General features: G+C 60.8%; 12 protein-coding genes. 5 read left to right on the top strand and 7 right to left on the bottom strand.

Features of this window, described 5'->3' with window-relative positions; all coding sequences use genetic code 11:
* Positions 1 to 250: 250 nt before the first annotated feature.
* The 4 genes from RVY79_RS10675 to RVY79_RS10660 all read left to right on the top strand — a co-directional run bounded on the left by RVY79_RS10675 (position 251) and on the right by RVY79_RS10660 (position 6335).
* Positions 251 to 1552: an acetyl-CoA carboxylase biotin carboxylase subunit family protein gene (locus RVY79_RS10675; protein ID WP_317464116.1), complete on the top strand. Its 1302-nt coding sequence runs from the start codon at positions 251 to 253 to the stop codon at positions 1550 to 1552.
* A gap of 39 nt (positions 1553 to 1591) precedes the next feature.
* Positions 1592 to 3634 (top strand): CocE/NonD family hydrolase, encoded by a 2043-nt coding sequence (locus tag RVY79_RS10670; protein ID WP_317464115.1) that lies wholly within the window; start codon positions 1592 to 1594, stop codon positions 3632 to 3634.
* Positions 3635 to 3779: 145 nt separating this feature from the next.
* On the top strand, positions 3780 to 4688 hold the full coding sequence (locus RVY79_RS10665) for an NAD(P)-dependent oxidoreductase (RefSeq protein WP_317464114.1): 909 nt from the start codon (positions 3780 to 3782) through the stop codon (positions 4686 to 4688).
* Between the two features lie 234 nt (positions 4689 to 4922).
* The gene (locus RVY79_RS10660) at positions 4923 to 6335 is read left to right on the top strand and encodes a PhoH family protein (protein WP_317464113.1); all 1413 of its coding nucleotides are present in this window, start codon (positions 4923 to 4925) and stop codon (positions 6333 to 6335) included.
* A 123-nt stretch (positions 6336 to 6458) separates the two neighbouring features.
* On the opposite strand, the gene RVY79_RS10655 is transcribed toward RVY79_RS10660, so the two are convergent.
* The 4 genes from RVY79_RS10655 to RVY79_RS10640 form a co-directional block, all read right to left on the bottom strand.
* Positions 6459 to 6701 carry a hypothetical protein gene (locus RVY79_RS10655; RefSeq protein ID WP_277811894.1) on the bottom strand — a complete coding sequence of 81 codons (243 nt, stop codon included), beginning with the start codon at positions 6699 to 6701 and terminating at the stop codon, positions 6459 to 6461.
* A gap of 142 nt (positions 6702 to 6843) precedes the next feature.
* Positions 6844 to 7476 carry a DUF938 domain-containing protein gene (locus RVY79_RS10650; RefSeq protein WP_317464112.1) on the bottom strand — a complete coding sequence of 211 codons (633 nt, stop codon included), beginning with the start codon at positions 7474 to 7476 and terminating at the stop codon, positions 6844 to 6846.
* Positions 7476 to 8150 (bottom strand): alpha/beta hydrolase, encoded by a 675-nt coding sequence (locus tag RVY79_RS10645; RefSeq protein WP_317464111.1) that lies wholly within the window; start codon positions 8148 to 8150, stop codon positions 7476 to 7478. Before RVY79_RS10645 ends, RVY79_RS10650 begins: the two co-directional genes overlap by 1 nt.
* Positions 8151 to 8271: 121 nt before the next feature.
* Positions 8272 to 10041, bottom strand: a complete 1770-nt coding sequence (locus tag RVY79_RS10640) for an SLC13 family permease (RefSeq protein ID WP_317464110.1) — start codon at positions 10039 to 10041, stop codon at positions 8272 to 8274.
* Between the two features lie 120 nt (positions 10042 to 10161).
* Here RVY79_RS10640 and RVY79_RS10635 point away from each other — a divergent pair, with 120 nt between their 5' ends.
* On the top strand, positions 10162 to 11748 hold the full coding sequence (locus RVY79_RS10635) for an alkaline phosphatase (protein ID WP_317464109.1): 1587 nt from the start codon (positions 10162 to 10164) through the stop codon (positions 11746 to 11748).
* A 27-nt stretch (positions 11749 to 11775) separates the two neighbouring features.
* On the opposite strand, the gene RVY79_RS10630 is transcribed toward RVY79_RS10635, so the two are convergent.
* The 3 genes from RVY79_RS10630 to RVY79_RS10620 form a co-directional block, all read right to left on the bottom strand.
* Complete coding sequence (locus RVY79_RS10630; RefSeq protein WP_317464108.1) at positions 11776 to 12765, bottom strand: TerC family protein; 990 nt, start codon at positions 12763 to 12765, stop codon at positions 11776 to 11778.
* Positions 12766 to 12988: 223 nt separating this feature from the next.
* Positions 12989 to 13234 (bottom strand): hypothetical protein, encoded by a 246-nt coding sequence (locus tag RVY79_RS10625; RefSeq protein ID WP_317464107.1) that lies wholly within the window; start codon positions 13232 to 13234, stop codon positions 12989 to 12991.
* Positions 13235 to 13374: 140 nt separating this feature from the next.
* The gene (locus RVY79_RS10620; protein WP_317464106.1) at positions 13375 to 13974 is read right to left on the bottom strand and encodes a LysE family translocator; all 600 of its coding nucleotides are present in this window, start codon (positions 13972 to 13974) and stop codon (positions 13375 to 13377) included.
* Positions 13975 to 14038: the final 64 nt, after the last annotated feature.

Here is a 14038-nt window from a genome sequence, read left to right as displayed (position 1 = left end):
TTATAACAGCCTTCCCTCATCCCCGCCAGATTAATGACCACCCTCCTGCCCGGACCATTCTGTTCCCGTAAAACAATGAGATTTCCGTTTATACCTATATTGGTCCAGCGCGTTCGCCACAACGCGCTATTCTTCAAACATTGGCACTTCCCATTCCCAGCCTAAAAGGGCAGGACAACCAAGAGCGGTACGAACCATTGCGCTTCGGCTAAAAGGACACCAGCAGCCAAGCGTGCGCCAGGAGGCGATTATGAGCGATAGGAACGTGTTCGTTGTCGGGTTGGATGCACTCAACCGGAAACGCCTGGAACATCTGCGTGGTGCCGAGCACTACCGATTCCATGGTGTGATAGAACCATCGGAGGTCTACGACACGGAAATATTCCCCATCGAAGACATGCTGTCCCGGGCCGAATCGCAGCTGAATGAATTCCATGACCCGATCGACGCCATCGTTGGCTACATGGATTTTCCCGTGTCGACCATGCTACCCCTGCTCTGCGAGCGTTTCGGTACGCGCTCCACCAGCCTGGAAAGCCTGCTCAAATGCGAGCACAAGTATTGGAGCCGGTGTGTCCAACGCGAGGTCATTGCCGACTATATTCCGCGTTTCACAGCGTTCGATCCTTTCGATCCTAATGCCCTTCATAAAATAGGCGAAGAGGGTCTTTACTTTCCCTTCTTCGTCAAACCGATCAAATCATCGGGCTCACGGCTGGGATTTCGCATCGAAAGTCCTGAAGATTTCGAACAGGCCATCTCACGACTTTGTGAAGACATCGGAACGATTTCAGAGCCTTTCAATTTCGTTTTGGACCACGCCAAACTACCCGATGAAGTACGCGCTATCGATGGTGGCCATTGCATGGCGGAAGAAATAATCGGTGGCTGGCAATGCACGGTGGAAGGGTATGTCTTCCAGGGCGATGTCGTTCCTTACGGCATCGTCGACTCGATTCGTTATCCTCAGGTATTGAGCTTCTTCTATTATCGCTACCCGTCGCGTCTTCCTGATCATATTCAGGAAAAAATGCGGGAACTCACTCGTCAGATAATGAAGCACATCGGCTATGACAATGCGGCCTTCAACATCGAATATTTCTGGGACGAGGTACAGGACCGTATCTGGCTTCTGGAGATCAATACCCGTGTCGCCCAGTCGCATTGCGATCTGTTCGAGAAGGTCGACGGGGTCAGTCACCAGCAGATAACGGTGGATCTGGCGTTGGGCCAACTGCCCGATATGCCCTATCGCGAAGGGACGTTCAAGGTGGCGGCGAAATTCTTCTATCGGGTGTTCTTCGTCGATGCCACCGTTAGCCGCGTCCCCACGGAAGAGGAAATAGATGCCTTGGAGAAAGCGTTTCCCGGCACCGTGATCGCACTGCAGGCCGAGATCGGCACGCGACTGTCTTCCCTGCCCGAGCAGGATAGCTACAGTTACGCCTTGGCCTATATATGGATGGGTGCGGACGACGATACCGCGCTGGAAGAAAACTACGCGCGGCTCGCCGAGCAGCTACATTTCGAGTTCGATGAGATCATCGGCTAGCGCTCTTACCGTCTTAACCCTCATTCACGGGAGCACTGCATGCATATCGTCCGCCACTTTCCCCGCCAGATTCACGAGGAGGAAGACTGGATCACGCTCGCAGATGGTTGCCGGCTGGCCGTGCGTATCTGGCGCCCGTTAGATGCCGAACGCGAGCCCGTGCCGGCGATACTCGAGTATCTGCCTTACCGCAAACGCGACCTGACGGCAATGCGCGATGCCCAGTCGCACGCTTATTGGGCCGGGCATGGCTACGCCGGCATCCGCGTCGATATTCGCGGCAGTGGTGAATCGGATGGTGTGCTGCGTGATGAATACCTGCAACAGGAACTCGATGATGGCATCGAAATTCTGAAGTGGCTGGGGCAACAAACGTGGTGTACCGGCGATGTCGGCATGATCGGCATTTCCTGGGGCGGTTTCAACGGCCTGCAGATCGCGGCACTGCAACCCCCCGAGCTCAAGGCGGTCATCACCCTGTGCTCGACCGATGACCGCTACGCCGACGATGTCCACCATATGGGGGGCTGTTTGCTCGGCGATAACTTGTCATGGGCCTCGACCATGTTCGATGCCAATACCTGCCCGCCTGATCCAATGCTCGTCGGCGAGCGTTGGCGCGAGATGTGGCAGGAACGCCTCGAAGGAAGCGGTCTGTGGCTTGCCAAATGGCTTCAGCATCAACGCCGTGACGCCTATTGGAAGCATGGTTCGGTGTGCGAGGACTTCTCGCGCATCCGCTGCCCCGTCTACGCCGTCAGCGGCTGGGCCGACGGCTACTGCAATGCCGTGTTTCGCTTGCTGGCGGGACTCGACGTGCCGCGCAAGGGCCTCGTGGGTCCCTGGTCGCACAAGTATCCCCATCTCGGCGTACCGGGCCCCGCCATTGGTTTTCTGCAGGAATCGCTACGCTGGTGGGACCACTGGCTCAAGGGCAAGGACACCGGGATCATGGACGAGCCGATGCTGCGCGTGTGGATGCAGGAATCGGTGCCGCCCTCGGCCCGCTACGAGACACGTCCGGGGCGCTGGGTGTCGGAACCCAGTTGGCCGTCGCCACGCATCGACATGCAGCCCTTCGGCCTGACCAGCGGCCACGACCTGTTGCCGATGACGACGGCATCCACTCTCGCCGAGGGCCACGACGAGACGCCACTGACGATACGCTCACCGCTATCGGTGGGGCTTTTCGCCGGCAAGTGGTGCTCCTACAACGCGCCGCCGGATCTGCCTCACGACCAACGCGACGAAGACGGCGGCGCGCTGGTCTTCCAGACAGCGCGACTCGACCAGGACATCGAGATCTGCGGGCAGCCCGTGGTCGAACTCGAGATCGAGGCCGACCAACCGGTGGCGATGGTCGCCATACGCCTCAGCGACATCGCCGAGGACGACAAGGCCACGCGGATTTCCTATGGCCTGCTCAACCTGACCCACCGTGACAGCGACGAGCATCCTCAGCCACTCGAGCCGGGCACGCGCTATCGCGTGCGCGTGCTGCTCAAGCACATCGCCCAGCAGTTCCCGGCAGGCAACGCCATTCGGCTGTCGATCTCGAGCAGTTACTGGCCGCTGGCCTGGCCTGCGCCGGCCCCGGTCAAGCTGACGATTCATCCCGCCGGCAGCCGATTGCTATTGCCGTGTCGTTCGCCTCAGCCCCAAGAAGAAGCGGCGTTGCCCGAATTTGCGCCACCCGAGGCCGCCCCGCCGCTCGCCAAGACGCTGATACAGCCCAGTCAGGAAACGTGGCGCGTGATACGCGATCTCGCCAACGACCAGACCACACTCGAAGTCATCAACGACGAGGGCACCTTCCGACTCGACGATATCGATCTTGAACTCTCGGTGCGCATCACCGAACGCTACACCTACGCCTACGGCAACTACGACAGCATCAGCGGTTGGACGCAGTGGGAGCGTTGTTTCCGACGTGGTGATTGGATGGTGCGCAGCGTGACCCGCACCTTGATGACCTCCACTGCGGAAAGCTTTCGGTTGCGTGCCACACTGGATGCCTACGAAAACGACAGCCGAGTCTTCGCCAAGAGCTGGGATGAGGAGATTCCGCGCGACCTCGTTTAGTCGGTTGCCTGAGTCGTACCATATTCCTCCGCTATCTGAAGCGGCGCGATACCTTACGCGCCGCTCCACCGACTAATTCCCACCTACTAATTTCCACCTGCCATGCAGTACAGTGCATATTGATCCGATCTCGAGGAGGAGCGATATGACCCAACGTATTCTGTTTACCGGCGGTAGCGGCAAGGCAGGCCGACATGTCGTGCCCTATCTGCTGGAACGTGGGCACCGGGTCGTCAACGTCGACCTGACGCCATTGGACTATCCCGGTGTCGATAACATCATCGCCGACGTCACCGACAGCGGCCAGATGTTCAACGCGTTGAGCAGCTATGCCGACTTCGACGAACTCGAGCCAGGCACCGGTGTGCCGCACTTCGATGCCGTCGTGCATTTCGCTGCGATACCACGCATTCTCATCAAGCCGGACAACGAGACGTTCCGTGTCAATACGATGGGCACCTATAACGTCATTGAAGCCGCGGTAAAGCTGGGCATTCGCAAGATCGTTTTCGCCTCGTCCGAGACCACCTATGGCATCTGTTTTGCGGACGGTGTCGTCCAGCCGCAGGCGTTACCGGTGGACGAGGAGCACCCGACCGAGCCGATGGACAGCTACGGCATGTCCAAGGTCGTCAACGAACGCACCGCACAGGCGTTTCAGAAGCGCTCGGGCTTCGACATCTACGGGCTGCGGATCGGCAACGTCATCGAGCCCCACGAATACGCGGCGAACTTCCCCGCTTACTTTGCCGACCCGGCGCTGCGGCGGCGCAATATCTTCTGCTACATCGATGCCCGTGATCTCGGCCAGATCGTCGATCGTTGCCTGGCAACCGACGGCCTCGGCTATCAGATATTCAACGCCGGCAACGACGATAACTCCGTCAATCTAACCACGCGGGAGATCATCGAACGCTTCTATCCCGAGGTGCCCGTGCACCGCGAACTGGGCGAACACGAGGCGCTGTACTCGAACCGCAAGATCCACGACGTGCTCGGTTTCCGTGAAGAACATGCCTGGCGGCAATATGTCGCCGATCCGCGAAATAAATAGAATCGGCTGCAGTGTTATCAGGTTTCGCAAGAAAACTAACAGCGACCAAAAATTGCAATTTTTGGTCGCTCGGCCATGCTTAAGTCATGTGACATGCGAAAGGAGAATGCCCGACACCCCACCTTGACCGGACTGTTTAGCAGGCGACGCTGCCAGGGTGAGTCGGGCGCCACATGGGCGCAACATCATCCTGCCAGGGTCGGAGAAGCCGTTAACCAAGGAGTGCTTCCCCCGATGGTGAGACTCGACAAGAAAGCGACCCGGCTCTATGTGCTGGATACCAACGTCCTGATCCACGATCCCGCAGCGCTATACCACTTCGAGGAACACGATGTCGTCATTCCCATGACCGTGCTGGAGGAACTCGACAAGCACAAGAATGGGATTCGTGAAATCGCCCAGACCGCGCGGCAAATCAGCCGTACCTTGTCCGACCTGACCTCCCGTTTTACCCCTGAGCAGATTCAAGAGGGCATTCCGCTACCCGTAAGTCACGGCCCCAGCGGCCGCCTGCGTTTTCTGTGTTACACCGACCTCAAGACGCTCGACCCGTTGGTCGATTCCCCCGATAACCGCCTGCTTGCCGAGACCTGCCGGCTACGTGACGAGCGTCCCGACGCGTCGGTGATCCTGGTCACCAAGGACATCAACCTGCGCGTCAAGGCGGCGGCGCTGAACGTTCCGGTGGAGGATTACCTCAACGACCGTGCCTTCGACGACCTCGATGCCATGATCGAAGGCGCCAAGGTCTATGCCGAGGCTGGTGAGGAAGGCCGAGGACTGTGGGACCGGCTTGACGTCGAGGTCGATGTCGAGCGCACGGAAGACGGCACCTTCTACCACCTCGCCGGCGAGCTACCCAAGGACTGGCACGTCGGCATGTTGGTCTCGGACAGCGATAATGGCGCCGATTTCGAGGCCATCGTACGCTCGCTAGCGCCGCACCGCGCCACGCTGCAACTGCTGACCAACTACCGCCATCACGACGGCGTGTGGGGCGTGCACGCCCACGACAGCCGCCAGAACTTCACCCTCAACCTGCTGATGGACCCCGAAATCGACCTGGTCACCATCGCCGGCAACGCCGGGACCGGCAAGACCTACATGACACTGGCAGCGGCCTTCCAGCAAACCCTCGACACCAAACGCTTCGAGCGTATCGTCTTCACCCGCGCACCGATTCCCATGGGCGAGAACATCGGCTTCCTCCCCGGCACCGAAGAAGAAAAGATGTCGCCCTGGATGGGGGCCTTCCACGACAACATGGACAACCTGCTACGTGACGAACAACACGGCAGCTCAAGCTGGAGCGACGGCGCCACCCGCCAGTTGATCGGCTCCCGCGTTCAAATCCGCTCACCGAGCTTCATGCGCGGACGCACCTTGAGCGATACTTTCCTGATCATCGACGAGGCACAGAATTTCACGCCCAAGCAACTCAAGGCACTGATCACACGGGCGGGGCGCAATACCAAGTTGGTACTGCTGGGCAACGTCGGGCAGATCGACACACCCTATCTCACCGCCAACACCTGCGGCATGGCCTACGCCGTGGAACGCTTCCGCGACTGGCCGCATGCCGGCCACGTGACGCTGAAAAGCGTCGAACGCTCACGCCTCGCCCTCGCCGCCGAGGAACTGCTCTGACAACGCTTCGCTGACGTAAAGTCCCTTTCAACCCTCTCGACGTAGCGCGCCCCGACCACAAGGCCGGGGCGCTGGTGTCATGCGGAAGCAAAGGTGCAAGGCATCGTCAGCCTGAGGGTGGAGTTACTCCTCGGTAGAGGACGGTTTGCGGTTGTTGACCACGTCCTCGATGAGCTGCTCATTCTCGCTGCGCGGCATCTCGTCGAGCATCTTCTTGGCGGTCTGGTAATCGCAGATCTCGGTATTGCACGAGCTGCAGAACACGATATCGTCGGGTTGTTGTGCTTGGGAAACCGTCACCTTGTGACTGCCGCAATTCGGGCACCCCTTGGGCAAACGCAACTCGACGGAAAAATCTTCGTTCATCGCCTGTCCTCCATGAGCCTGCAGTGGCGGAACGAGCGCCGCGCCGCGACCCTCGCGATCCATGTGTCTATCTATCCATGGCCTGTCTACAGTGTTTGGGGTCATGGCGGAGAAATCAAGCGCAGGCACTTTCCAACCCACGTTAGCGCCGCAGAAAGACCGCGCCCAGGTTGTTCGCCGGCAGTTCATCGACACGCTGCAACGCAAGCCCGTTTAGCCGAGCCTCGGCCTCGACATCTTCCAGCGCACGAATACCCCAGGCGGGGTCGCGCTGGCGCAGGTCGGCATCGAAGGCTGCATTGCTCGCGGCGGTGTGTTCGCCATCGCGCATGAAGGGGCCATAGACAACCAGCACGCCATTTTCAGGCAAGCGCTGCCCTGCCTCGCGCAACAGCGCCTGGGTCGCCGCCCATGGCGAAATATGCAGCATGTTGATGCACAGCATGGCGGACGGATAGCCGGCGTCATCGGGCCAAGGCTGGGTCACGTCCAGCGCCAAAGGCAAGTGCAGGTTGGCAAGCGCCGCGTGACGCTGCCAGGCGGCGATGGAACGCCGCGCCCGCTCGCTCGGGTCGCTGGGCTGCCAGACGAGCGTCGGCAAATGTTGAGCAAAATACACCGCATGCTCGCCGCTGCCGCTAGCGATCTCGAGTACGCGTCCCGAGTCGGGCAACACCTCGCGCAGCAGCGCCAGAATGGGGTCACGATTGCGCTTCGCGGCAGGCGTGGACAGACGTACGCCGTCGCCGGGCTCAGGTTCTTCCATGGTCTGCATCACGCCCTCTCTACGCCTAGCCGCGCGTTCAGCCAATGGCCAATGTCACCAATCTGTTCGGGACACAGCGCATGCTGCATGGGGTAAGTACGGTAGTTCACCGCATAGCCAAGCGCCTCGGCCCGCTCGGCGCCCTCATGGCCCAAGGTTTCAGGCACCACCGGGTCGAAGCTACCGTGGTGCACCTCGATGGGCAGTGCGCGATTGGCTTCGCTGGGCTGGATCGACTCAGCCGTCGCGAAGTAAGTCGACAGCGCCAGCAGGCCCGCCAGCGGCTGGGGATAGGTCAACGCCGCGTGATAGGCCACCGCGCCGCCCTGTGAGAACCCGGCAATGGCGATGCGGCTGCTGTCGATCCCCTTGGCGATCTCGGCATCGATCAGCGCCTGTACCCTATCCGCCGACGCCTTGAGCTGGGCCTCGTCGATGCGCCGGCCCAGGTTCATGTCGAGGATGTCATACCACGCCGGCATTTCCATGCCACCGTTGACCGTCACCGCCAAACGCGGCGCATGCGGCAGGATGAAGCGCACCGCCAGCGAGTCTTCCAGTGGTAGCGCCGGCACCAGCGGCTCGAAATCGTGACCGTCGGCGCCCAACCCATGCAGCAGAATCACCGTGGCATCGGCGGTGCGTTGGTGGGGTTCGATGATCAGTGGCGAAGAATCGGCCATCGGCTCGGCTCCTTGAAAAGGTTTGCGCGGATCAAAATACACAGGATGTGCAAAACGCACAGCGCTGTCCATGCCGCGACGATGTTTAGCCATCGCGGCCTAGGCCTCGTCTGAACATCACCTAGAACGGCCAGAACAGCGGAATCAACGCCAGCGTCACCCCGCCCACCAATACACTCAGCCCACCGCCCACGCGCAGATAATCGCTGAAGCGATACCCGCCGGGCCCATAGACCATCAAGTTGGTCTGATAGCCGATGGGGGTCAGAAAACTCGCCGAGGCGGCGAACATCACCGCAATCACGAACGGCATGATATCTACACCCAGTTGCTGCGCGGCACCGGTGACGATCGGGAAGCTGATCACCGCCGCTGCATTGTTAGTGACGATTTCGGTGAGCAGCGCCACCACCAGATAAGTACCGATCAGCAACAAATACGGATTGCCGTCGGCCAACGCCAGGGCGCCCTGGGCCAGGGCCGAGGCGGCGCCGGAGCTTTCCATCGCCGCCCCCAGGCCGAACGCGGCAGCAATGGTCAGCAGCACCTGCGTATCCAGCCCCCGCCGCGCGGCGCTAATCGTGCAGCAGCCTGTCACCAGCGCCAAAGCGGCGCCGAGCATCGCCGCCTTGAGCAGGCTCAATACGCCGAACGCCGCCAGGGCGACCACGCCCAGCATGATCGACCACGCCACCCAAGCGCGCTCGTGGTGCGGGCGCGCCTGGCCGTTGAGCTCGCTGATCAGCAGGAAATCTCGCGACTGGCGATGGCGTTCGATGAACGCCGGGCGGACCTCCATGAGCAGCACGTCCGCCGGCTGTAGCTGGATCTGCCCCAGATTGCCGGATACCCGCTCGCCATGGCGACAAACCGCCAGCACCGAAGCACCGTAGAAGGTACGAAAATGCCCCTCGCGCAGACGTCGCCCCAAAAACTGGCATTGCTCTGAAACTACCGCCTCGACCAAGCGCCGCTCGGCGAAGGATTTCTTGAGGCTCGATGGCCCCTGCCCGGTGGGTCGCAGGCCGCGAATCTGCTGCAGCTCCACCGCCGCTTCCGTAGTCCCGGCGAATACCAGCCGATCGTTGGGCTTGAGACGCTCGCCACGCCCGACCACCGAGACGACGTTGCCCTCGCGCTCGATCTCGACCAAGAACAAACCGTCCAGATGGCGAAGCCCGGCCTCTTCGACGCTCTTGTCGACGATCGGCCCCTGTGGGTCGACCTGCATCTCGATGGTGTACTCGCGCGGATTCTCGAACACATCCGCCGCAGTACGGCGCTTGGGCAACAACCAGCGGCCTACCAGCATTAGATAGGCCAGCCCCACCAAAGCCACGGGCACCCCAACCCAAGCGATATCGAACAAATGCAGGGCCCGCTCGGGATAACGCTCGCGCAGCAGTCCATCGACCACCAGATTGGTGCTGGTACCGAGCAGCGAACAAGTGCCGCCCAGAATCGAGGCGAAACTCAGCGGCATCAACAAACGATGTGCCGGCAAGCGCAGTCGCCGACTCCAGCTCAGCACCGCCGGCAGAAATGTCGCCACCACCGGCGTATTGTTGAGAAAAGCGCTGGTCGCCGCCACAGGCAGTAGCAAACGCGCCTGGGCCCCTAGCTCACGACGCGGACGCCCCAACACATAGCGGATCAGCAGGTCGACCCCGCCCGTCTCGCGTATGCTGGCCACGAGGATGTACATGAAGGCCACGGTGAATAGCCCGGTGTTGGAAAAGCCGGCCAAGGCCTCGTCGGCGTTGATGACGCCAGCACCGAACAGCGCGATCACCGCGCCCATGAGAATGACATCGGGGCCGAGGCGACTCGTCGCCATCAACAGAAAAGACGCCGCCACAGTGGCCAACGTCAACCAAGCATCGAACGGCATACCACCAGTGTCCTAACAAGAGATACGATGCCCGCATTGTGACGAATCACGAATATTCCAGGAAGTTATTTGTGGGAATGGCCTTAGATACTTTTTGATCTATACGGACAAGGAAAGCCCATGGTTCGCTGGTGGCTGACACTGTTACTCGTCAACCTCGCACTGATCGCCACGGCGGTCCCCCGCCTCGGTATCGCCGACATGCCATGGCTGGCCGTGGAGGGCGTGATACTGATTGCCATGCTGAGCCTGTGGCCACGCCACCGCAGCCGACGCTGGCTGGGCCACGTAGGCGGCACTCTCATCGCCATCGCCTTGCTCGGCGCATTAGGCGACACGGTCACCCAGGAAATTCGCGGTCGGCTGTTCAATCCCTACCTCGACCCCGCGCAACTGCCGATCTTCCTGGAGCTCTTGCGTGACAACTTGGGCATGACACTCAGCCTCGTGCTGGTGACGGCAACGCTTGTCATCTTGCTCGCCCTCGGCTGCAGCCTCGCCCACCTGCTTGCCACCCTGCCACGCCCACGCCGTGCAACAGCACGCACCGGGGTCATATGTATGCTCATCTTGAGCCTAGGCGCGCTACAGCTCGGCCTCACGCGGCACATGGCATGGCTCGGCACGCCCGGCGTCAGCCTCCTCGCCGGGCAAGCCTCGCGTGCCTATGCAACGCATGTCGCGGTGCGCGATTTCGACGCACGGCTGGCACAGCGCAAGACCCCGCTGGACGCCCCCGAGGGGCAGCCCTTGCCCGGACTCGAGGGCCGCGATGTCATCCTGGCGTTCGTGGAGTCCTACGGCATGGCCGCGCTCGACCATGAGCCCTTCGCCGGGCCGGTGAACGCCCGGCTCGATGCCATGACCGAGGCCTTCGCGCAAGCCGGGCTCAGCGTGGCCAGCGGCCGGCTCGTGTCGCCTACGCTTGGCGGACAGTCACGCCTGGCGCATGCCAGTGTGCTCAGCGGGTTGTGGATCGACTCCACACTGCGCTACGACCTCTTCCTCGAAAGTCCTCGAGCCACCTTGATCAACGACTTCGAAAACACCGGACACACCAGCGTCGCCATGATGCCGGCAATCTATCGGGATTGGCCCGCAGGGCGGCGACTCGGCTACGACGAGATTCACGACGATTCACGGCTCGACTATCGCGGGCCGCGCCTGGGCTGGGTCACGATTCCCGATCAGTTCGTCTGGCACCGCCTGCGCCAGGTGCGAAACACGCACCCTGAGCCAGTATTCGCCGAATTGGCCCTGATCAGCAGCCATGCACCCTGGGTGCCGGTGATCGAACCGCTGCCTTGGGACGAACTCGACGACGGCAAGGCGTTCGCGCGCTGGGAAGGCGACGGCAGCAACTTTTACGAACTCTGGGGGGACAACGCCGGCATGCGTCAACGCTATGGCCCGGCACTGGCATATTCACTGGCGGTCGCCGGCGAGTACGCCACGCGTTTCGTGGACGACGACACCCTACTGATTCTGCTTGGCGATCATCAGGCCGCGCCAGGCATGCTGGGCTTTACGCCCAGCAAGGAGGTGCCGGTTCACGTCATCAGTGGCGACCCTGCGCTGATCGCCCCCTTCCTGGCGCATGGCTTCCAGCGCGGTATGCACCCGCCCCGCGACACGCCCGCGCGCTCGATGGCCAAACTTCGCGGCTTGCTGCACCGGCTTTACGGCGCAACGGCCGACACCAGCTAACGCGGCACTTATCTTGCCATCATGCGATCAGGCACGGGCCCGGTCGCGGCGATCCTTGATCCAGCTCGCCACGCTGGTAACCACCAGCGCGCCGACGATGATGGTCATCGACAGCCAGATGGGAATCTCGGGAATCGACTCGATGGGATGGCCACCGTTGATGAACGGCAGCGTATTCTCATGCAACGCCTCGAGCACCAGCTTGACGCCGATGAAGCCCAGGATCACCGACAGCCCCAGTCCCAGGTAGACCAGACGTGACAACAAGCCGCCCAGCAGGAAGTAAAGCTGCAGCAATCCCAGCAACGCGAAAGCGTTCGCCGTAAAGACGATATAGGGCTCACGCGTCAGCCCATAGATGGCGGGAATGGAGTCCAGCGCAAACAAAAGATCGGTAAAGCCCAGCGCCACGATCACCATGAAAAGTGGCGTCACCACACGCTTGCCGTCGACTTTCGCCAGCAACTTCTTGCCGTGATATTCATTGGTGACAGGCAGCCAGCGCTGCGCCAGGCGTACCGCTAGATTGGGGCGGTATTCCTCTTCTGCATCATGGTCCTCGAAGCTTTCCTTGGCCAGCTTGTAGGCCGTCCAAAGCAGGAAGGCACCGAAGATATAGAACACCCAACTGAACTGATGGATCGCCGCTGCGCCCACAGCGATGAAGACGCCGCGCATGATCAAGGCGATGACAATCCCGATCAGAAGCGCTTTCTGCTGATGGATACGCGGCACCGCAAACTTGCTCATGATGATCACGAACACGAACAGATTATCCACCGACAAGCTCTTCTCGGTGATGAAGCCGGCGAAGTACTCGGCGCCGCGCTGCGGCCCCCAAACCAGCCACAGCCCTACCCCGAACACCATGGCCAAGGCAATATACACACACGTCCAAGCCGCCGATTCCTTGAAACTCGGCTCGTGCGGTTTGCGGACATGAGAGAAAAAATCGAAAACGAACAGCGCAGTGAAGCCAGCCACAGTGGCCAGCCATACCCACAAGGGGACGTGCATAGGTCTACCTCCGGTCAACGGTCAGCGTTGCCGAAGGTCTCTCCCGCTCGACATGAGTGCCGAGCCGCTGTCACCGGGGCGTTGCGCCCGTGCTGACGATGACAACACAAAGAACAGGTCGTGCGACCCGCTTCGGGAATACTCCCCTTCCGCTGCGGCGCATTGTGGGGCGAGGCATGCCGCAACGCAACGTTTATCGTCGCAGCGACATGCCTTGATCACCTCAACCCCAGCAATGCACGTAGCGATAGGCCGTTTCCGCCAGGCGCGAATCAAGCCCCCAGGGCGAGAAGCGACGTACCATTTCGTCGACGACGTCACGCAGCGGACGCGACGCCTCGCGCACCTGCGCCTCGATGATGGTCCCGATCGTGAACAGTGCACTGTTTTCAGGGCTAGTATCGTCGACGCGCGGGGTTTCCAACCACGGCGCATGCCGCGCCAATTCCACATCATCCTTGGTAATCATCTCGTGACCTCCACTCGCTTGGTCTCGCGTGTTGCTGATAACTCACGACTTGCCTATACAACTTTAGTTCAAAGTTGCGCCGCGTGCGATGCCTTGCATCGACGCAGTCGTACGACGCGCTTTAGCGTATTCGCCTAGTCTCAGCCGAGGATAAAGATCACACAGGCGGCGGTGAGCGCCCCCATGGTCCCATTGAACACTCTCCAGGCACGCGGTCCCTTGAGCCAGCGACCAATGGCCATGCCAAACCCCGCCCATAGCGCGATACAAGGAAAGGCCACGAGTTCGGCCGCTCCCGCCAGTGCGAACGCATTGACCATGGTATTGCCATCCTCGGGCAAAAAGCTCGCCATTAGCGTCAAGCCCATGACCCAGGCCTTGGGATTAGCGAACTGGAATGCCGCCGCCTGCCAGAAACTAAGCGGCCGCCCCTGGATATCACCGAGGCGGGGTGGCGGCGCCGTGGCAATCCCCCAGGCGAGGTACAGCAAATAGAGGCTGCCGATCACCCGTAGCGACGTCTGTACCAATGGAAAGCGCTCGAAGATCATCCCCAAGCCTAACGCCACGCCCGAAAACAACAGGAAGCAACCGCCCAGGATGCCTAACAGATGCGGCAGGGTACGTCGGAAGCCGTAATTGGCCCCGGAGGCAGTAAGCATCACGTTATTGGGGCCTGGCGTGATGCTCATGGAAATCATGAACAGGGCGGCGGGCCCAAGAGCGGCCAAGGTCTCCATCTTAATTGTACCCCTACAATTTAGAATTCATGGTTTCAATTTACCAACTATATTGAGCATAATG

It is taken from the genome of Chromohalobacter sp. HP20-39, assembly GCF_033052815.1.
Taxonomy (GTDB): domain Bacteria; phylum Pseudomonadota; class Gammaproteobacteria; order Pseudomonadales; family Halomonadaceae; genus Chromohalobacter.
Note: the sequence above shows the minus strand (reverse complement) of the source record. Positions and strands in the feature narration are given on the sequence as shown.

What these genes read in the sequence shown, in the direction of transcription:
- RVY79_RS10675 (WP_317464116.1), top strand. Translation starts at nt 251, where the DNA reads ATGAGCGATAGGAACGTGTTCGTTGTCGGGTTGGATGCACTCAACCGG.
- RVY79_RS10670 (WP_317464115.1), top strand. Translation starts at nt 1,592, where the DNA reads ATGCATATCGTCCGCCACTTTCCCCGCCAGATTCACGAGGAGGAAGAC.
- RVY79_RS10665 (WP_317464114.1), top strand. Translation starts at nt 3,780, where the DNA reads ATGACCCAACGTATTCTGTTTACCGGCGGTAGCGGCAAGGCAGGCCGA.
- RVY79_RS10660 (WP_317464113.1), top strand. Translation starts at nt 4,923, where the DNA reads ATGGTGAGACTCGACAAGAAAGCGACCCGGCTCTATGTGCTGGATACC.
- RVY79_RS10655 (WP_277811894.1), bottom strand. Translation starts at nt 6,701, where the DNA reads ATGAACGAAGATTTTTCCGTCGAGTTGCGTTTGCCCAAGGGGTGCCCG.
- RVY79_RS10650 (WP_317464112.1), bottom strand. Translation starts at nt 7,476, where the DNA reads ATGCAGACCATGGAAGAACCTGAGCCCGGCGACGGCGTACGTCTGTCC.
- RVY79_RS10645 (WP_317464111.1), bottom strand. Translation starts at nt 8,150, where the DNA reads ATGGCCGATTCTTCGCCACTGATCATCGAACCCCACCAACGCACCGCC.
- RVY79_RS10640 (WP_317464110.1), bottom strand. Translation starts at nt 10,041, where the DNA reads ATGCCGTTCGATGCTTGGTTGACGTTGGCCACTGTGGCGGCGTCTTTT.
- RVY79_RS10635 (WP_317464109.1), top strand. Translation starts at nt 10,162, where the DNA reads ATGGTTCGCTGGTGGCTGACACTGTTACTCGTCAACCTCGCACTGATC.
- RVY79_RS10630 (WP_317464108.1), bottom strand. Translation starts at nt 12,765, where the DNA reads ATGCACGTCCCCTTGTGGGTATGGCTGGCCACTGTGGCTGGCTTCACT.
- RVY79_RS10625 (WP_317464107.1), bottom strand. Translation starts at nt 13,234, where the DNA reads ATGATTACCAAGGATGATGTGGAATTGGCGCGGCATGCGCCGTGGTTG.
- RVY79_RS10620 (WP_317464106.1), bottom strand. Translation starts at nt 13,974, where the DNA reads ATGGAGACCTTGGCCGCTCTTGGGCCCGCCGCCCTGTTCATGATTTCC.